Annotated in this window: 20 protein-coding genes; 12 read left to right on the plus strand and 8 right to left on the minus strand. The window is 51.0% G+C overall.

The window, feature by feature from the left end:
* The first annotated feature begins 271 nt into the window (after positions 1–271).
* The 11 genes from BN6628_RS10645 (at position 272) to BN6628_RS10695 (ending at position 9,742) form a co-directional block, all read left to right on the plus strand.
* Positions 272–808 carry a hypothetical protein gene (locus BN6628_RS10645; protein WP_068617202.1) on the plus strand — a complete coding sequence of 179 codons (537 nt, stop codon included), beginning with the start codon at positions 272–274 and terminating at the stop codon, positions 806–808.
* Complete coding sequence (locus tag BN6628_RS10650) at positions 801–2,303, plus strand: AAA family ATPase (protein WP_068617204.1); 1,503 nt, start codon at positions 801–803, stop codon at positions 2,301–2,303. The genes BN6628_RS10645 and BN6628_RS10650 overlap by 8 nt, the downstream gene beginning before the upstream one ends.
* A gap of 142 nt (positions 2,304–2,445) precedes the next feature.
* The gene (locus BN6628_RS10655; protein WP_068617206.1) at positions 2,446–3,318 is read left to right on the plus strand and encodes a 3-hydroxyacyl-CoA dehydrogenase family protein; all 873 of its coding nucleotides are present in this window, start codon (positions 2,446–2,448) and stop codon (positions 3,316–3,318) included.
* Complete coding sequence (locus BN6628_RS10660; protein ID WP_068617208.1) at positions 3,315–4,529, plus strand: acetate/propionate family kinase; 1,215 nt, start codon at positions 3,315–3,317, stop codon at positions 4,527–4,529. Before BN6628_RS10655 ends, BN6628_RS10660 begins: the two co-directional genes overlap by 4 nt.
* A gap of 23 nt (positions 4,530–4,552) precedes the next feature.
* Positions 4,553–5,848, plus strand: a complete 1,296-nt coding sequence (gene asnS / locus BN6628_RS10665; protein WP_068617210.1) for an asparagine--tRNA ligase — start codon at positions 4,553–4,555, stop codon at positions 5,846–5,848.
* A gap of 49 nt (positions 5,849–5,897) precedes the next feature.
* Entirely contained in the window at positions 5,898–6,587 is a 690-nt protein-coding gene (locus BN6628_RS10670) for a DnaD domain-containing protein (protein ID WP_068617212.1), read from the plus strand.
* Between the two features lie 213 nt (positions 6,588–6,800).
* Positions 6,801–7,139 carry a hypothetical protein gene (locus BN6628_RS10675; RefSeq protein ID WP_068617213.1) on the plus strand — a complete coding sequence of 113 codons (339 nt, stop codon included), beginning with the start codon at positions 6,801–6,803 and terminating at the stop codon, positions 7,137–7,139.
* Positions 7,140–7,321: 182 nt separating this feature from the next.
* A complete protein-coding gene (locus BN6628_RS10680; RefSeq protein ID WP_235847616.1) occupies positions 7,322–7,828 on the plus strand; it encodes an RNA polymerase sigma factor in 507 nt (168 codons plus the stop codon).
* Entirely contained in the window at positions 7,825–8,283 is a 459-nt protein-coding gene (locus BN6628_RS10685; RefSeq protein ID WP_068617214.1) for an anti-sigma factor, read from the plus strand. Before BN6628_RS10680 ends, BN6628_RS10685 begins: the two co-directional genes overlap by 4 nt.
* A gap of 21 nt (positions 8,284–8,304) precedes the next feature.
* A complete protein-coding gene (locus tag BN6628_RS10690; RefSeq protein ID WP_068622187.1) occupies positions 8,305–9,420 on the plus strand; it encodes a hypothetical protein in 1,116 nt (371 codons plus the stop codon).
* Positions 9,404–9,742, plus strand: a complete 339-nt coding sequence (locus tag BN6628_RS10695) for a hypothetical protein (RefSeq protein WP_068617215.1) — start codon at positions 9,404–9,406, stop codon at positions 9,740–9,742. The genes BN6628_RS10690 and BN6628_RS10695 overlap by 17 nt, the downstream gene beginning before the upstream one ends.
* A gap of 196 nt (positions 9,743–9,938) precedes the next feature.
* Here the strand turns inward: BN6628_RS10695 and mtnB are convergent, their stop codons facing one another.
* From mtnB to BN6628_RS10730, 7 genes are all read right to left on the minus strand, one after another.
* Positions 9,939–10,586 (minus strand): methylthioribulose 1-phosphate dehydratase, encoded by a 648-nt coding sequence (gene mtnB, locus BN6628_RS10700; RefSeq protein WP_068617216.1) that lies wholly within the window; start codon positions 10,584–10,586, stop codon positions 9,939–9,941.
* On the minus strand, positions 10,583–11,260 hold the full coding sequence (locus BN6628_RS10705) for a 2-hydroxy-3-keto-5-methylthiopentenyl-1-phosphate phosphatase (protein ID WP_068617217.1): 678 nt from the start codon (positions 11,258–11,260) through the stop codon (positions 10,583–10,585). Before BN6628_RS10705 ends, mtnB begins: the two co-directional genes overlap by 4 nt.
* The gene (locus BN6628_RS10710; protein ID WP_068617222.1) at positions 11,257–12,468 is read right to left on the minus strand and encodes a 2,3-diketo-5-methylthiopentyl-1-phosphate enolase; all 1,212 of its coding nucleotides are present in this window, start codon (positions 12,466–12,468) and stop codon (positions 11,257–11,259) included. The genes BN6628_RS10705 and BN6628_RS10710 overlap by 4 nt, the downstream gene beginning before the upstream one ends.
* Entirely contained in the window at positions 12,465–13,331 is an 867-nt protein-coding gene (gene proC, locus BN6628_RS10715) for a pyrroline-5-carboxylate reductase (protein ID WP_068622189.1), read from the minus strand. Before proC ends, BN6628_RS10710 begins: the two co-directional genes overlap by 4 nt.
* Before the next feature lie 25 nt (positions 13,332–13,356).
* Positions 13,357–14,604, minus strand: coding sequence for a glutamate-5-semialdehyde dehydrogenase (locus tag BN6628_RS10720; RefSeq protein ID WP_068617224.1), 1,248 nt, complete (start codon positions 14,602–14,604; stop codon positions 13,357–13,359).
* Between the two features lie 19 nt (positions 14,605–14,623).
* Entirely contained in the window at positions 14,624–15,727 is a 1,104-nt protein-coding gene (gene proB, locus BN6628_RS10725; RefSeq protein WP_068617226.1) for a glutamate 5-kinase, read from the minus strand.
* A 368-nt stretch (positions 15,728–16,095) separates the two neighbouring features.
* Positions 16,096–17,286: a pyridoxal phosphate-dependent aminotransferase gene (locus tag BN6628_RS10730; protein WP_316245800.1), complete on the minus strand. Its 1,191-nt coding sequence runs from the start codon at positions 17,284–17,286 to the stop codon at positions 16,096–16,098.
* 149 nt (positions 17,287–17,435) lie between these two features.
* Here BN6628_RS10730 and BN6628_RS10735 point away from each other — a divergent pair, with 149 nt between their 5' ends.
* Positions 17,436–18,287 (plus strand): carbon-nitrogen family hydrolase, encoded by an 852-nt coding sequence (locus tag BN6628_RS10735; protein WP_392397636.1) that lies wholly within the window; start codon positions 17,436–17,438, stop codon positions 18,285–18,287.
* A gap of 63 nt (positions 18,288–18,350) precedes the next feature.
* Here the strand turns inward: BN6628_RS10735 and BN6628_RS10740 are convergent, their stop codons facing one another.
* Positions 18,351–19,268 carry a LysR family transcriptional regulator gene (locus BN6628_RS10740; RefSeq protein ID WP_068617227.1) on the minus strand — a complete coding sequence of 306 codons (918 nt, stop codon included), beginning with the start codon at positions 19,266–19,268 and terminating at the stop codon, positions 18,351–18,353.
* Positions 19,269–19,391 lie beyond the last annotated feature (123 nt).

Raw genomic sequence — 19,391 nt, forward strand, 5'->3', positions numbered from 1 at the left:
GAGGATTGCTATTGATATATTTAAAAATAAAGCTCTAAACCTAGGTTCTAATAAACAAGACCTTCCATCATAAGAATGGAAGGTCTTGTTTAGTTTGCGTCTATTTATTGAACGTTGTGAGAAATATCCCAACAATTTCAAAGATTTTCAGACATTCGCTTAGAAAAAGTATATATTCTGTGATATACTATTACTTGTACTTTTGAGATATATATTTGAGTATACAAAAAGACGGAGAAATCCGTTGATTTTTTATAAGGAGGATCTTCTATTGAAGAAGCTGCGTATCGTTCCTTTGGTTACTACTGTCGCTATATCTGCGGTTGTCCTGTTCGGTGGCTGGTTCGCGTATAGCCAGTTTGCGGTACAAGCTCCGCTTAAGAAATTGGTTACCCAGTATGATGGTGTGAAGAATGTTCAGTTTGATATTACCCAAAAGCAGGTGGATTTGAAACTCGATTTGGATCCAAAAACGGATATAAGTGGTTTGGTTCAGCGTTTAACTGTTGATGGTAAGTCCCTGCTCGGAAGCCGGAAGCTGAAATTAACGGTGGTTGATCATTCAAGCAAGACGCTGGACGAATGGTGGTCGAAGGCGCTCTTCCCGGTAGCTGAAGCGATGGATAATAAGAAGTATACGGAAATTCCAGCCACGCTGGAGAAGCTGAAGGAAGGCAGCCCGAATCTTACTGTAAACAGCGCGATGGATAATGATAATATTTATGTAACTTTAACCGACGGCAAAGCCAGCAAGTTTATTGTTCTTCCAAGGGTACCGGGCCAACTGGGGGTATGGAATAATGTCTAAGTATATTAAAGAAATCGTCATCGGATTTGTGCTTGTGCTGCTCGTGTTTATGGCTTACATCGGTCTTAATATTATCCCGGTTATCATTGGATTAGCTATGGTCGGTGCTCTCTACGCTGTGGTTCAGATGAGAGGCGGCATTACAGTAGGTGCCTCCCAGGAGAAGAAGCGCAAGAAGGCGGGACCAGCTAAGCTGACCTTTGAAGAAATCGGCGGCCAGGACAGTGCAAAGCAGGAGCTTCGCGAGGCGCTTGATTTCATGGTCAGACATGAGGAAATTCAGAAATTCGGCATTCGCCCGCTTAAAGGGATTCTGCTGACTGGACCTCCAGGGACCGGTAAGACGCTGATGGCCAAAGCGGCAGCGCATTATACGAAATCTGTGTTCGTGGCGGCTTCAGGCTCGGAGTTCGTGGAAATGTACGTCGGCGTGGGTGCCGGACGCATTCGTGACCTGTTTAAGGAGGCACGGACCCGCGCAGCTCAAGAGAAGAAAGAGAACGCGATTATATTTATTGATGAGATTGATGTGATTGGTGGCAAGCGTGAAGGCGGCCAACAGCGCGAGTATGACCAGACGCTGAATCAGCTTCTAACCGAGATGGACGGGATCTATAACTCGGATACGCCGCGGATTCTTCTAATCGCCGCAACTAACCGGAAAGAGATGCTGGACAGCGCGCTGCTTCGTCCCGGCCGTTTCGATCGTCATATTCAGGTTGATCTGCCTGACAAGAAAGGCCGCAAGCATATTTTGGAGCTTCACGCCAAGAACAAGCCGCTGCATGCGAATGTTATGCTGGATAAGCTAGCTGATGAGACGTATGGCTTCTCGGGTGCCCAGCTCGAAAGTGTGATGAATGAAGGGGCTATCTATGCCATGCGCGAGAATCTGCCTGTGATTGAACAGCGCCACCTCTCTATGGGTGTGGATAAAGTCATGCTCGGTGAGAAGACTGACCGCGAATCCACCTACGAAGAGAAGCGCAGAGTTGCTGTGCATGAGCTCGGTCATGCCGTGCTTGCGGAGATTGTGGCGCCGGGCAGTGTGAATCAAGTCGCTCTAAGCCCGCGGGGACAAGCCCTTGGTTATGTCCGTCATAACCCGCAGGAAGAACAATATCTGTATACGAAATCCTACTTGGAAGGTCAGATCATGGTTGCCTTAGCTGGAGCTGCTGCAGAGGAGATCTATTACGGCGGAAGAAGCACAGGTTCCCGCAATGACTTTGAACAGGCGCTTAAGCTCGTACACACGATGATGACTTCCGGTCTGACCAGCCTTGGGATTGTGAACATGGATATGGTGACCAAAGAAGTGCTCATGAACGAGAACAGCAGCATCCTTGATGAGCTTGCGGCAAGAACTAAAGCGGCATTAATCGAACATGCGGCAGTATTCGACAAATCTCTTGATATTCTCATGAGTGAGGAACGTCTCTCAGGAGACGAATTTCGTTGTCAATTTCGTGACAGCGCCCTATTACCAGCCTGATTTTTTCAGGTTGGTAATTTTTTTTTACTTTTTATTCGTGCTAAGATATTATTATATGTTGGGTATAAAAAGATGTATTATTCGACATCAAGGGTATAATAAGATGTAGAGAGATTAATCCAAAGGATGGAGACGAGACACCATGTATTTTAAAAAAATAGGCGTTATCGGCGGCGGAACTATGGGCCAAGGTATTTGCGAAATGCTTGCAGCCAAGGGATTGGATGTTCTGCTGGTAGAAGAGACCCCGGACAAGCTGAACCATGCTTACAGCATGATTGAGACAAGCTTAGATAAACAGCTGGAGAAGTGGGCGATCACCCAAGCTGAGAAGAAATTGATTCTTTCCAGAATTACAAAAGTAACGCATTTTGCCGAACTCGGAACCTGTGACATGGTCATTGAGACGATTTCGGAGGATTTGAATGCGAAGAAAGAGGTATTCACCCAGCTGGATCAGGTGTGCCCAAGCAACATTATTCTGGCGAGCAATACTTCCACTTTAAGCCTGACGGAGATTGCCGGAAGCACGATGTATCCGGAGCGCGTCATCGGCATGCACTTCATTTATCCGGTATCCCGGATCGATCTTGTAGAAATTATCCGTGGTCTGAAGACTTCTGATGACACCTTCAACAACACCAAGCGTTTCGTGGAGGAAGTAGTAGAGAAGCGGGGGATTATGGTTTATGAGTCGCCTGGCTTTGTCACTTCCCGTATTATTTGCATCTTGATTAATGAAGCTCTGCATGTTCTGGGCGAAGGTGTGGCTTCTGCTGAAGATATCGATGATTCCATGCGTGTAGGCTATCAGTTCCAATACGGGCCGCTGGAAATGGCCGACCGTTTCGGCCTGGATTCCGTGCTGGCCGCGCTTGAGCGTATGTTCCGTGAGTTCGGCGAGCTGAAATACCGCCCTTCCATCGTACTGAAGAAAATGGTCCGTGCCGGTAATCTGGGAGTTAAAACGGGCGAAGGCTTTTTCAAATACGATAAGGATGGTGACCGGATATGAAAGTTCTCGTAATTAACGCGGGTAGTTCCTCTTTAAAATACCAACTGTATGATATGGAAAATGAAAGTGTGCTGGCCAAAGGATTGGTTGAGCGCATCGGTATGGATTCTTCCATCCTTACCCACAAACCGACTGATAAGGAAGAAGTGACCGAAGTCAGCGAAATTCTTGAGCACACCACAGCGATTCGCAAGGTGCTGGAGAAGCTGACAGACAAAGAGCACGGTGTTCTGAATTCCGTAGATGAGATTCAGGCTGTCGGTCACCGGGTGGTTCATGGCGGTGAGACCTTTAAAGGTTCAGCCTTGGTGACACCTGAGGCAAAAGCGGAAATCCGCCGCCTGTTCGACCTTGCGCCGCTTCATAATCCTCCGGCAATCATGGGGATCAATGCGGCTGAGAAGAACATGCCGGGCGTTCCACAGGTGGTTGCATTTGATACAGCCTTCCATCAGACAATGGAGGAGAAAGTATACCTGTACCCGATTCCAAGAGTGCTGTACAAGAAGCATCATGTGCGCCGCTACGGTGCTCACGGAACATCCCACCAATTTGTAAGCAAGGCAGCTGCTTCATTCCTGAATCGGCCGATTGAAGATCTGAAGATCATCACTTGTCACATCGGAAATGGAGCAAGTCTGACTGCGGTTCAAGGCGGAATTTCCGTGGATACCTCCATGGGTCTCACACCGCTTGAAGGGTTGATGATGGGCACGCGCAGCGGGGATTTGGACCCAGCGGTGGTTACCTTTGTCATGAACAAGGAAGAGCTGTCCATCAGTGAAGTCAACTCCATGCTGAACAAGCACAGCGGTCTGCTCGCAATTTCAGGGGTGAGCAGTGATATGCGGGATATTACGGATGGTATGGAGGCTGGTGAGCCGAATGCCACTCTGGCGTTTGAGATGTATGAATATCGTCTGCGCAAGTATATCGGTTCTTATGCGGCTGCCATGAACGGTGTGGATGTTATCGTATTTACAGCGGGAGTAGGGGAAAATTCCGCGATTGTACGGCAAAAAGTATGTGAGAACTTAACCTATTTAGGTGTAGAGCTTGATCCTGAACTGAACAAGATTCGTTCCGGTGAACCGCGCCGCATTTCTTCAAGCAACTCCAAGGTTGAAGTCCTGGTCGTTCCAACGAATGAAGAGCTTGTGATCGCCCGCGATACGAATCGGATCGTTCAGGAAGCGAAAGGGCAAAATTAAAAGCGTCAGAGGAGAGAGATAACATGGCGGTCAAAACAGTGATTCGTCACGTAGGCGAACATGTCGGAGAGACAGTAAGAATCGGAGCTTGGGTTAACAATAAGCGCTCCAGCGGTAAAATTCAGTTCCTGCAGCTTCGCGACGGTACCGGCTACATTCAAGGCGTCGTGGTTAAGAGCGAGGTGTCCGAAGTGATCTGGGATAAGGCGAAAAGCCTGACCCAGGAAAGCTCTCTCTATGTGGAAGGGGTAATCCGTGAGGAACCGCGCAGTGCGTCGGGATATGAAATGACCGTGTCAGACATCGAGGTCATTCATATTACGGAGAACTACCCGATAACTCCGAAGGAGCACGGTGTGGACTTCCTGATGGATCACCGTCATTTGTGGCTGCGCTCTTCGAAGCAGCGCGCAATTATGGTAATCCGCGCAGAGATCATCCGTGCGGTTCAGCAGTTCTTTGATGAGAACGGATTTACGTTGGTGGACCCGCCAATTCTGACTCCTACCTCTGCTGAGGGAACTACGAATCTATTCCATACCAAATATTTTGACGAGGATGCTTACCTGACTCAAAGCGGTCAGTTATATATGGAAGCCGCTGCGATGGCGCTCGGGAAGGTATATTCCTTCGGTCCAACGTTCCGTGCGGAGAAATCCAAAACCCGCCGGCATCTGATTGAATTCTGGATGATTGAACCGGAGATGGCATTCACCGATCATGAGGAAAGCCTGAAGGTTCAAGAGAATTTTATTACTCATGTTGTGCAGTCTGTAGTTAAGAACTGCCGTCCTGAACTCGAAGCGGTTGGCCGCGATGTGTCCAAGCTGGAGAACATCAAAGCTCCGTTCCCGCGGATTACTTATGATGAGGCGATTGAGTTCCTGCACACGAAGGAATTTGATATTCCTTGGGGAGAGGATTTCGGGGCTCCTCATGAGACAGCGATTGCTGAGCGTTACGACAAGCCGGTCTTCATCACCCACTACCCTAAAGACATCAAAGCGTTCTACATGAAGCCGGATCCGAACCGTCCGGATGTGGTGCTGTGCGCGGATATGATCGCTCCCGAAGGATATGGTGAGATTATCGGCGGTTCCCAGCGGATCGATGATCCGGAGCTGATGCAGCAGCGCTTTGAAGAACACGGATTGTCGGCGGAGACCTATCAGTGGTATCTTGATCTGCGCAAATACGGAACGGTTCCTCATTCTGGCTTCGGGCTTGGACTTGAGCGTACCGTGGCTTGGATCTGTGGTTTGGATCATGTTCGTGAGACCATTCCTTTCCCACGGACTCTCTACCGGTTGTATCCATAATGATCTTAAACAGCCTTACGTTGTTCCTGATTGAAGAGGTGATAGTTTAATGGGGATGGGCGAAGGTTGGAAAGTTTGGGCTAACGGAATCGCTTATGGGCTCGAGAAGGGCTCAGCCAGTGTTCCCTATGCTCTGCTGGCACATTACCAGAAGCTGAAACTTAGCGATACGGAAGCGATGCTGCTCATCCAGCTGCTGGCTTTCCGGCAGCTGGAGATGAAGGATTTCCCGGCCATGGAGGAAATTGAACAGCGTATGGGTGCCACACCTTCTGTAGTAGCCAGCGCCATGCGCAGGCTGATGAAGGAAGGGTGGCTGAGCATTGATGAAGTCACTGACCCTCAAGGAGTGCGCGCAGAGCGCTATAATTTGACGGGGATGTACCACAAGCTAAGCGTATGTCTGGCCGAGGATACGGCAGCCCAGCGGCAGAAAGAACGGAATGCCGTGGAAGAGGAGACAGAGGCCATTGAGGACCAACAGCGCAATTTGTTTGTTGTGTTCGAGAAGGAGTTTGCCAGACCGCTCTCGCCGATGGAATGCGAGACCATCTCCGGCTGGCTGGATCAAGACGGGTATCCGGATGAGCTCATCCGTCTTGCTTTGAAGGAAGCGGTATTCGCCGGTAAAGTACATTTCCGGTATATTGACCGGATTCTCCTGGAATGGAGCAGGAACCGCGTGAAGAATGCCCAGGATGTTAAGGCATACACCCAGCGATTCCGGGGGAACAAATAATTCATAATAGCAAGAATAAGCTGATCTGCTGGACATAGTGCCGGTGGGTCAGCTTTTTTGTTTAAACGCAAAATTTTTTTAAAAAGTAATATTGTTATGTAATAGAAGATATGGTATTTTTTGATTAGGGTACAAGCACTGAATAGCTGGCCGGCGTTCACTTCCTCATTGTCACGACTAACCCTAATTTACTAGTCGAAAGGATGAATTTATGTGAAGCTGAACAAGAAAGTTTCTTTCATTATGCTGCTTTGTGTGCTTGTATTTGCCATGATCCCTATGGTAGCTGCGGCTGCTACACTTTCCAATACGGCAACGGGCCAAGGGAATCTGTACACCTCAGGCAAGATCGCCAATCTCCATGGCGGTGATCTGGTTCTTAAGAATGTGAACACAGGCGTGGTCGTATTCACCCAGCATTTTAGACCAACACTGTCAGGTTCAGTTGAAGTCATTTCTCTTGATGGAGGGGTAGTCTCCAATCTTCCTTATGGAGCCTATCAACTTACCTGGTCAGGTACATTTGGTGGTACAATAAAGATTCAATTCTAAAATTGAGCATTCACATGATATAATTCGAAAGAGATGGCCTCTGAATTCATCAGGGGCTGTCTTTTTTTAATTTTTCATCTATAGAAATGCAGGGGTACCCCTAATTGGGTGCGTCTATTTGAAGGAAGGAGGGGAGAGTTATTGGAGAAGAGCAGCTGATCAGCGAGATACGAAACGGAAATATGGAAGCATTCAGACAGCTTGTGAATGAATACGGGCCTTATATATACAGAATGGCCTACTCGGTTCTTCATGATGCCAAGGATGCGGAGGATGCGGCCCAGGAGACCTTCCTCCAAGTCTATAAATCTCTCCCCGAATACCGTGACCAGGGATTCAAAACATGGATTACCCGAATCTGTGTTAACAAAGCCATCGATTTCAAGCGAAGAAGGGCCAGGCGCAAGGAGGATGAGTGGGAAAGCGAAGAGCTGCTGAAGCAGCTGCCGTCTCAGGAGGAGGATACGCTGAGTTCCCTCGTTCGAAAAGAGAGGACGCGGATTGTAGCAGGAAAAATACGCGAGCTGCCGGATTCACACCAGGCGATAGTTACCGCCTTTTATTTGAATGAGAAGAGCTATGAACAAATTGCCGAAGAAGAAGGTATCGCCATCAAAACGGTGGAATCCAGATTATATAGGGCAAGACAGTGGATGAGGACACATTGGAAGGAGGAGGAGTGGTTATGAGTGAGAGAAAGCGCGAGCATCAGGAAATGTTGAGACAGTACATACAGGGTGAGCTTAAGCCTGAGGAGCAGAATGAGATCGATCGGCTTTTGTTGGAAGATGGAGCCTTTTTGCTGGAGTACATGAACGCTTTTGAAAAGCTCGAACAACGTCTTCCTGCTCTAGAAGACCCGGTCGCTTTCAGTGATCAGGTAATGAAACAGCTGCCGCAGAAACCTAAGGCTATTGGCGGTCAAAGCAAATTACTAAGCAGTAAATGGAACTGGCTCAAACATCCGGTTACCCATTACGCCGCAGCCGCCTCTATTACTTTTCTAATGCTGACCTCGGGAGTGTTTGATCATTTATCCAGCAGCACTGAGAAGGTATGGACTCACCATGACAAACCGCTCAGCGAGAAATGGCTGGACCAAGCGACAGGCTGGTTGGATCAGTGGAATAAGAGATCGGAATAAAGAATGGAAAGGAAGGATATCATGCCAGTCTACCGCAATCGGATTACTGCTTTTTTTATGAATTTCTTGCCTGGACTTGGGCACTATTATTGGAGAAAAAAGGCCCGCTGTGTCATTTATATGCTGCTGTTCTTCGGGGCGCTGCTGGGAGGCTTCTTGTTGGCTCTGGTCAGCAACAGTGGGGACATATTTATCGCAGGCATCGTGTTTGCCGCCCTGGTCTGGGGTCTCAGCATGTTTGATTTGTTTATTGTTCTGTTAAAAGATTACCCGGGTGAAGGCTATGAGAGTGTCTACGGGCCCCCGCCAGTCTCCAACCGCCGCCTTGAATCTGACCGGTTCTTCACAATCTTACTATCGTTCTTACCTGGACTGGGTCATTTACATATGGGCTTGATGCAAAGAGGGTTGTCGTTTCTAGTAGCTTTCTTTGGTACAATCACCATGCTCATCTTCCTGGCGGGGATTACGCATGATTCGGTGTTTCTGCTGTTCCTCGGCGTTCTGCCAGTAATATGGCTGTACTGTATGTTCGATGCTGTACAGTGCATCCACCGCAAGCAGGCCGGTGACTTGGTTCAAGACCGGACGTTATTTGACGAATGGGAAATGGGCAGAGAGAGCGGCCGCCGCAGCAAAGTGCTTGCGACCCTGCTGTCCATGATTCCGGGAGCGGGCCACATGTATCTCGGACTGCTAAAAAGAGGGGTGCAGCTTATGGTTCTTTTCCTCGGCACCTTTTATATAATTGATGTCATGCGGCTCTCCTTGTTCTTGTTCCTGCTGCCGCTCATCTGGTTCTACAGCTTCTTCGACGGACTTCAAACGATCAGCCGTTATGGCAGAGAGCCCTTGGTCGACAAGCCGCTGGTGGACCGGATCGGCAGCCATAAGCACTTGCTCGGACTGCTTCTGCTTGCGCTCGGTATCTACTATATCAGCATGAACCTGATTGTTCCTTACCTGGATGTACACTTTCCTGAGCTTCGTATTAATTACCGCATTGAGAAGTACTTGCGGCCGTTTATTGTCTCTGTAGTACTTATCGGCGGGGGGATTCGGCTGCTTGCCGGAGGTAAGAAGAAACCTTCAGCATTTCAGATGGAAAGAAGGAATTTGGATGATGACCGATTCTAGTCAGAACGCTTGTATGCAAAAGCCGGGTTCCCGGGAGATAGTCCGAACGGGAGCCCGGCACTGGCGGGTAGGATCAGTATCCATGGGCGTGTCGCTGTTGATTCTGGGAATCGTCATTTTATACGCGGAATATAAAGGCATGAATGGGCTTGCAGCGGCTAAGGCATGGTGGCCTATCTACTTTATCCTGCTTGGGCTTGAGATCATGGCCCATACCGTCTTCCGCCGGAATACCCGGATTCACTACGATATGATTGGAATTATCTTAATGGGCATTTTGTGGGTATGCTCCCAGGCGACTTTATTTTTTCTTGGACAATGAGGCTCTGAGAATATATATAATTACACCGGTAAAAAGAAGCAGAACGAGCAGAGTGAAGGGATGGAAGAAGTTCATCAGGATTCATTCCTTTCTGCTGGATGTGAAGGTTAAAAAAGAGGGGGCACCGCTGTGCCTCCTCTTTCCTTGTTCTGCTATCGTAACATAACTATACATAAAATCCCATTCACTGAAGGTCCTATGACTTTCGGAGGGCCAGGGTGTGATAAATATGTTCAAAAATGAACTCAAACGATTCCAAGTGGCGTTTGGCTTCAAAAGCATTCTTGCCCCATGCGTAAATTCCATGGTTGCGCAGCACAATGCCTGGAATCTCCGGTTTCAGTGCTCCCGGGATAAGCTCGGCGATCCTTGGGATTTCGGCATAGTTAGGGACAACCGGAATGTCGATTCGGGCATTCTCCTCCCATATGCCGAGGCCTTTGATCAGCTCGATGCCCTGAGCGGGAATTGCGCCTTGGTCTCCATAAACTTCACTTATAATATTGTTGAAGATCGTATGCACGTGGAAAATCGCCCCACAGCCAGTTAGCCGGTAGATCTCGGCATGGATCAAGGTCTCCGCACTTGGTTTCAACTGGGTTATCTCACAAGGCCGGCCTTGGGCGTCGACAAACAGAAAATCTTCCGGTGTATGCACCGATTTGTCCTTCCCGCTTGAGGTTACCGCGAAATAAAACGCCTCTGGGGTGAAGTCGCCAATGCGGATGGACAGGTTGCCGCTCGTTCCGGGGAACCAGCCCCGGGCGGCGAACTGCTCCTTGACCTTGCGCAGCTCATCCAGTACACCCAGCTTCTGTTCCAATGGAATATTGGTAAAGCTCATGATGGGTTTGCTCCTTCCCTGCGAATAAAATCTTCTGTAATTTGGATAAAGGTCTCAAATGGTATATGAGGAACGCCCAGCTCAATACATTTCTCCGTCAGATGGGAACGGGAATAGATCCGGTCCGCCAGCTTGGCGGCCTCGAAGTCCGTAAGACTGTCCCCGATCAGAATCCGTTCGTATTGGTCCGCTGGGAAGCTTCGCATCACCGTGGTCTTGCACATGCCGCAGTCATTGGCACAGTGTTCATCACATGGATGAGGCCAGGTGATTCGGATGTTGCTCCCACTGAAATCCGAGCCGTTGCAGAAAATGTGATCGGATGGAATGTTGAAAGGAGCGAGCAGGGGCTCTACAAAAAAATCGATGCCTCCGCTGGTGACATAGAATGGGATATCTCTATCCCGCAAATGCTGCAAAAATTCAGCGAAGCCTTCCCTAATTCCGGCTTGGCCTAACACAAAGTCGGTGATCTCCTGCCGGCTGGTTGAAGGCATTAGGGCAAACATAGCGCCAACACCTTCATGAATGGAAATCTCACCGGACAGAATCCGTTCCATGATAGGTTCATAGCCTTCCGGCTTGAAATGTTTCATGATGGCAACGATATTGTCGCTGACGGTGATGGTTCCGTCAAAGTCGCAGAATACGACGGGTTTCAAGCTGTGACTCATTTCGGTCCTCCCCAGGTGTTCAGAGCGGCTTGCAGCTCCGGATTCGTATGTGCGGCCTCCTCAAGCGGAATGCCTTGAAGGCTGGCTTCTATGGCCTGGAGGAAGGCATACCCTCCAGCAGATGCGCCGCCCGGGTGCCCGTGGATTCCGCCACCGGCATTCACTACCACATCGCTGCCGAAATCGGCAAGCAGCTGAGGCACCAGGCCGGGGTGAATTCCAGCTGAAGGCACAGGGAAGCTGGTCCGCAGAGGAAGATCGGTCCGCACCAATTCCTGGCGGATGGCCAGATTCTCTTCCCTCGGCATCACAACTGAGCCATAAGGGGAAGGGAACAGGACCAGATCGGCCCCGGCCGTGCGCATCAGCTTGCCCAGCAGCAGGGAGGCAGAGATCCCGTAATTCACGGATGGATAGAAAGCTCCCGCAAGGGAGGGGTGTGCCGCGATGGGCACGTTGATGTCCGGATCGCTGCTCAGCTCCTGCAGAATATCAAGCCCATAAGCCAATGGGCTGAAGAGCAGGGCGGTCGCTCCCGAATCTATCGCCTTCAAGGCTTGGCTGCGCAGCTGTGAGGTAGGGCCGGTCAGGTTTACGGCGTACAGCAGCTTCTTGCCTGTTGTGCGTTCCGCCTCCTCGGCGGCCTTACGGCATTCCGCAGCCCGGAGCTGAATCGGGGTAAGTGGATTCTCAAACAGGATTTCATCGTCCTTGATCAAGTCCACTCCCCCCAAAGCCTGGGCCAGGAACTGCTGCTTCAAGCCGTCCAAGTCGTAACCGACAACGGATTTGAAGATACTCATCAGCAGCGGGCGTTCAGGTGCGCCCAGCAATTGGCGGATTCCCTCGATCCCGAATTTTGGTCCGGGGAAGCCGGACAAGAATTCCTTGGAGAAATCCAGATCGAGCAGCTTGATCTGGCCGTCCATGGAGATTTTGCCGAACGCGGTAATCAGCAGGGCAGGAAGGTCGCGGCTGAAGTTGATATCCGGATAAGCAATGGTAACATCGGCATAACGGCCGTACAGAGCGTCTTCATGCTCCTCAATCCGAACAACATGGCCCAGATGCTTGCGCATATTCTCCTGCTGGATTTGCGGCAGCTCGGTCCAGCTGCCAACGGTCATGCCGACGGCAATGGACTCGGCTTTTTTGCGGAAATCTGCTTTGGCATCATGAATCCTATACGTTGCTGTGCAAAAGCTCATGACAGAGCCTCCTCTACAGCCGCGCCCATTTCCTGCGAGCGCTCCGCGCAGCGGTGGACGGCGGCTTTGACAATATCCGTGAAGCCTGCGGCCGCAAAAATTTCAAGAGCAGCCTGGGTCGAGCCATTCGGTGAGGTGATGGCTTTGCGCAGCAGTGCAGGATCTTCACCGGTCTGAAGCATCATGCTTGCCGCGCCAAGCACCGTCTGAACGGTAAGCTCGCGGGCCTGTTCAGGGGTGAGTCCGCCCTCGGTTCCCGCGGCGATCATAGCCTCCATCATATAGTAGATGTAAGCGGGGCCGCTGCCGGAAATCCCGGTTAGAATGTCCATTTGCTCCTCGGGGATTACGCTGACTATGCCCACAGCCTCAAAGATCGAGATGACCTGCTCGCGCAGTTCAGTTCCCGCTTCGGAAGAGAAGGAAATCCCGGTCGCGCCAAGTCCAATCGAACTGGACGTGTTCGGCATGGTCCGTGCAATGGGCTGCTTGCGGCCAAGCAGGGACTGAATCGTTCTGATGGACAGACCGGCAATGACCGAGATAATGAGCTGATCCTCATGAAGAAGCGGTCCAAGAGCTTTAAGCGCTTCAGCAGCATCCTTGGGTTTCATTGCCAGCACCAGGATATCGGCATGCTGGAGCCTTATCTGTTTCTCCTGTTGATCCGATGCAACTTGAACCCCATAAGTCGTATTTAAGAAATCAAGCCGCCCTTTGTCGCTGCGGTTAAGCATCGAAATTTGCTCAGGCCGGGCCACCGATTTGTTGATCAGACCGCGGACGATGGCTTCAGCCATTGAGCCCGCGCCGTAAAAACAAATATTCAGATTGGAGCTTGTGAGGGCTGTATTTGAAGTCATTTCTGTCATCGTGGGTTGTCCTCCTTTATTGCCGTATTTGACCGCTGCCATGGATGATATATTTGCTGGATGTGAGGGCAGGCAGGCCCATGGGTCCGCGGGCGTGCAGCTTCTGGGTGCTGATGCCGATTTCGGCGCCGAAGCCGAATTCGAATCCGTCAGTAAACCGGGTTGAAGCATTATGGTATACGGCAGCAGCATCCACTTCATTTAAGAAACGAACCGCATTCTCGTCGTTGTCCGTTACAATGCATTCGGAGTGTTTGGTTCCGAATTTGGCAATATGCGCCAGGGCGTCATCAAGATGAGGAACCACTTTCACATTCAGAATGTAGTCATTATATTCGGTTGCGTAGTCCTGCTCGGTGGCAGCTTTGGCCCAAGGCACAAGCTGCAGGGTGAGCGGGCATCCGCGCAGCTCGACCTTGGCCTCCTTAAAGGCTTCGGCAAGCTCGCTTAAGTAAACCGATGCGAAGGACTCATGAACGAGGAGGGTCTCCATCGAATTGCAGACGGAAGGACGCTGGACTTTGGCGTTCAGGGAGATTTCCTTGGACATTTGCGGGTCTGCGGTGGCATCCAGATACGTATGGCAGATGCCCGCTCCTGTCTCAATGACAGGAACCGTGGCGTTCTGAACAACATTTTGGATCAAGGAGCTGCCGCCGCGCGGGATGACCACGTCCAGATAACCATTCAGCTTCAGCATCTCGTCAACGGAAGAGCGGTCCGCGTCTTCAATCAGCTGTACAGCTTCCGGTGGAATGGACGTGCCAGACAGCGCAAGATGAATAAGCTCCACAATTTTGCGGTTGGAGGAGAGAGCCGCTGAACCCCCGCGCAGCACAACGGAATTGCCTGTCTTCAGGCAGAGACCTACGGCGTCCACGGTAACATTCGGTCTAGCTTCATAGATAATTCCGATAACTCCAAGCGGCACCCGTTTCTTTATAATGTGAAGTCCGTTGGGCCGCTCCAGGGTCTCCAGTGTTTCCCCAACAGGGTCTGGAAGGTGTACGATCTGGCGCAGTCCTTCAGCGATCCCGGCAATCCGGCCATTATCCAATGCAAGGCGGTCGAGCAGGGATTCAGGCGTGCCATTCTTCCTGCCCCGCTCAAGATCTTCCTGGTTCGCTTCAATAATGGCGGAAGCTCCAGCAATCAGTGCTTCGGCTACAATGAGCAGAGCTTCGTTCTTCTGCTCCGTTGTCAATTGATTCAGAATTACAGCTGCCGATCCGGCCAGCTCCGCTTTGGTTTTTACTTCACTCATCCTTATTGCCTCCTTAAAATTATTTGAGCGATATCCATTCATCCCGGTGAATGACCTCAAGCCGGTGAATTCCATCCATCTTCTTCATCACTTCGTGGCTGGGGAGACCAAGCACTTCCTGGAGATGATCTTTATCATAGTTAACGATGCCGCGTCCGAGCACTTCCTGCTGTTCATTCACGACCTCCACCACATCCCCATTGTGGAAAGCACCTTCTGCAGTTTTAACACCTACCGGCAGCAGACTCCGCCCTCCATGGATCAAAGCCGTCTCGGCGCCTTCATCAACAATCAGGGTGCCATGCGGGGTGGAGAGGAAGCCGAGCCACTGCTTCTTCATCGGGAGGGAAGAGGCCCGTGTCTCGAAGTAAGTGCCGCGCCCGTCTCCTTGAACGGCCCGAAGCAGCTCGCCGGGCAGGCCGCCCTTGCCGATAAATACAGGCACGCCGCCGCGGGTGGCAATTTTGGCTGCATCAATTTTGGACCGCATGCCCCCGGTGCCGACCTTGGAACCGGAGCCGCCCGCAATTTTGTACAATTCGTCCGTAAATTCACTCACTTTCTCAATCCGTGTAGCTGACGGGTCAATCCGGGGGTCATTGGTGTACAGTCCTTCCGTATCTGTCAGGATGATCAGATGATCGGCCTTAAGCAAGTTCGCTACAAGGGCGGAGAGTGTATCGTTGTCACCGAATTTGAGCTCATCGACGGATACGGTATCATTCTCATTAATGATAGGAATCACGCCTTGCTTCAGGAGCTCTTCCACGGCCATGCTGGCATTACCCATCCGTTTGCGGTTCAAGAAGTCTGTTCGGGTAAGCAGCACCTGGGCAGCCTGGACTCCATGGATTTGAAAAGCCTCCCGGTAGGACTGCATCAGGAGAGCCTGACCGATGGCAGCGGCAGCTTGCTTCTCGTGAAGCAGCTTCGGCCTTTCGGGGTAACCGATTTCCCGGAAACCGGCGGCTACAGCACCGGAGGTGACCAGAAGTACCTGAAAGCCTGATTCACGCAGCCCGGAAAGCTCCGAAGCGAAGAAATGAACGGCATCCCGGTTAAGGCCGCCTTCGGGGGAGGTCAGCGAGCTGCTGCCTATTTTTACGACGACACGTTGTTGCATGACATTTCACTCCTACCATGTTTAGTTCGATATGGGCCAGATCAACGGTTTGCCCCCGTATGGTTATAAATAAAAAAACTTCCGCCTTTGCAGCGCAAAGGACGAAAGTTCTGACTTCCGCGGTACCACCTTTATTGGTGAACTGAGGTTCACCCAACTTACAGCCCGTAACAGGGGCAGCTGTCCGGCATGTTCGTGCCGGCCGTTCGGGGATAGGATTCCGATAGAGCGGCGGTAAACTCTCACAGCCAACAGGAATTTACTCTCTGACAGCGCCGCTTGGTCTTTCGTACTGGTCCCGTCATCACGTTTGATCTATTATCGTTAAGAATAACATGGGAAAAGTGGCATTGCAAAGGTGAAATCGCTTAGAACAGCGATAGTCTGCCTATCCGGTGAACAGCTTCCTGCAGCCTGTCTTCACTGCTGAGCAGTCCAACCCGGACAAACCCTTCGCCGTGCTTGCCGAATCCAATGCCCGGCGCCACAGCCACCTTGGCCTTCTCAAGCAGCAGCTCAGCAAAGCTGGCGGAGTCATAGCCTTTCGGCACAGGCAGCCAGGCGAAGAAGGAGCCGCCCGGTTTGCGGGCCTGCCAGCCGATCTCCTCCAGTGCAGCAAAGAGAGCGTTGCGCCGTGACTCGTAGACAGCCACCAGGTCGGTGACAGGCTGTTGGCTTGACGTCAGCGCCACTTTGGCCGCCTCCTGAACTGCGCCAAAGAGGCTGACATAGATATGATCCTGGAGCTGATTAATGAGGGAAATGATCTTCTCGTTACCCAGCGCAAAAGCCACCCGCCATCCTGCCATATTATAGGTTTTGGACAAAGTGTAGTATTCAATGCCCACTTCCTTGGCACCTGGGGTCTCCAGGAAGCTGACCGGACGGTGTCCATCAAATCCGATCGCCCCATAGGCAAAGTCACTGGCAACTACGATATTGTTATCCGCGGCGAAGCGCACCGTATCCTCATAGAAGGAAAGGGGCGCGGTTGCCGAGGTAGGGTTGTTCGGGTAGTTCAGGAACATCAGCTTGGCCCGCTGCTTATCTTGACTGGAGACAGAGCTATAATCGGGAAGAAAGTTATTCTCCTCCCGCAGTGGAAGAGAGGACATTTCGGCTCCGGCAAGCGCCACGCCCGACCAATAATCCGGGTATCCCGGATCAGGCACCAAGCACAAATCGCCCGGGTTGAGAAGGATCTGGCTGATTTGCACAAGCCCTGTTTTGCCGCCGAACAGAATGGCCACTTCTTTCTCAGGGTCAAGCGTGACCCCATAATCCTCCAGATAGCGCTGGGCTACAGCTTCTTTTAGGAAGGCGTAGCCTGTAAAAGGGGAGTATTTATGATACAGCGGCTTGGCCACGGCTTCCTGTGCGGCTTTGACAATATGATCCGGTGTAGGGCGGTCTGGATTGCCCTGGCCAAGATTGATCACGTCATGTCCACCGGCTATCTCACGGTTCACATTTTGCACAAGGGATGCGAAGAACTGTTTGGGCAGGCGGCCCATCACATCCGCAGGTTGTATTGTAATGGAAGGTTTAGGATTGTTCACAGTAGTCACCACTTTCACTCTTGCGTACAGATTAGAAGTTTCGCACACATTTTGGTCCTTAGTTTATTCCATTTAATTTAACATGATTTAACCCAGCTGTATAGAATGAATTCACTAAGCCCCGTTGCTTTTCCTAAGCAGATAAGGCTATGATTAAATATAACAAGGAAAGGGGGATTCAGATGTCCGCAGAGGAGATGCAAGCGGTTAAGCTTAATATAGCTTTAATTCAATCTGATATCGTCCTTGGGGAACCCAAGGTGAATAGGTACCGGCTGGAGCAGTGGATGGAGCAAGCCATGCAGGCCGAGACGAAGCCGGACGTTCTGGTGTTGCCTGAGATGTGGAATACGGGTTACGCTCTAACCCAGATTGATGAACTGGCCGATCTGCAGGGCCTGGAGAGCCGGGAATGGCTGTCAGGTTTTGCACGCAGACATCAAGTGAATATTATCGGAGGATCTGTTGCCCAGAAGACCGGCAGTGAAGTCCGGAACACGATGTATACCTACAACCGGGAGGGCGAGCAGTCTGGTGAGTATTCCAAAATCCACCTGTTTCGTCTGATGGAGGAGGAAAAGTATCTGGCGGCAGGAGATCAAAGGGTGATCTTTGATCTGGAAGGTGTGGCGGCAGGGGCTTCCATCTGTTACGATATCCGGTTTCCGGAGTTGGCCAGATCCCTAGCGCTTGGGGGCGCCAAGGCGCTGTTCGTGCCTGCGGAATGGCCGCATCCCAGACTTCATCACTGGCGCACGCTGCTCACGGCCAGAGCGATTGAGAACCAGATGTATGTCATCGCCTGCAACCGGGTCGGTGTCAGCGGCAAGGATGCTTTCTTCGGCCACTCTATGATCATTGATCCTTGGGGGGAGATCATTGCCGAAGGCAGTGAAGGCGAAGAGATTGTTACAGCCGGAATTGACTTTGCCCTTGTGGATGAGGTTCGGAGCCGAATTCCTGTGTTTGAAGACCGGCGTCCGGGGTTGTATGAACTGTAGTTGTAAGTTAAATGGGGAGCCTGGCGGCTGCCCTGAATACAGCTTTATGAATGACTCCCGGTGCTAGTCGCCGGGGGTCATTCTTTCGTCCAGCACTTGCTTGAAGGTCTCAATGAACGCTTCCGCTGCCTTGGACAGGTAGCGTCCTCTTCGGTAAGCGATCACGAGGGTCCGGCTCGGTACCGGGTTGTCAATTGGAATATAGACTGGAATCAACTCGCTGCGCTTGGCGCGGGCAATGAACCGGGGCACAAACGTAATTCCCATGCCTGCGGCGACCAGGGATTGGATGGTCTCAATATTGTTGCTCTCAAACACCACATTCGGTTCAAATCCGGCTTGACGGCACATATCAATCGTTAGCGTGCGGAGCCCCTGTCCTTTTTTGAGCACGATAAAAGATTCGTCCTTCAATAGCTCCATTTGGCGGCTGCTGTCAAGGGAGGTCAGAGAGGCAAGCGGATGGTTCGGCGGTACAGCAAGATCAATCCGCTCTTCCCCGATCGGCTCGTAAGTAAGCGAATCCTCCTGAAGCGGCAGAGATAGCAGGCTTAGATCGGTTCCTCCTCCAGCCGTCAGCTTCTCCAAATTAAGGGAGGTGTCCTCAAGCAGGGAAATCTGAATATCCGGATAAGCCTCCTTGAAGGCGGGCAGTACATAAGGAAGCAGGTGTGAACCGGTGATTGGCATACTGCCGACAACGACCCGGCCTTTACGGAGCTGTGAGATGTCATCCATTTCCTGACGGAGCTGTTCGACGGCATCAACAATTTTTCGGGCGTGGGCAATAAAGCTCTCCCCGGCATGGGTAAGCTCAACCGTACTGGTATTCCGCTGAAAAAGCAGGACACCCAGCTCTTTCTCCAGCTTGGACAGCTGTTGGCTGAGCGAAGGCTGGGCGATGTGGAGCTTGTCTGCAGCACGCGAGAAATTCCGCTCTTCCGCAATTTGCAGGGTATATTGTAGCTGTCTGAATTCCATGTTATCCCTCATTTATGACAAAGTTATAAGCAATACCTATGAGTATTATACCTTATATAGGTTTGGTTCTAAACGGTTACATAGATTTTCCTGATAAACTACGCGATTTAATAGAAAATATCT

The sequence above is a fragment of the Paenibacillus tuaregi genome, from assembly GCF_900086655.1.
Lineage (GTDB): Bacteria > Bacillota > Bacilli > Paenibacillales > Paenibacillaceae > Fontibacillus > Fontibacillus tuaregi.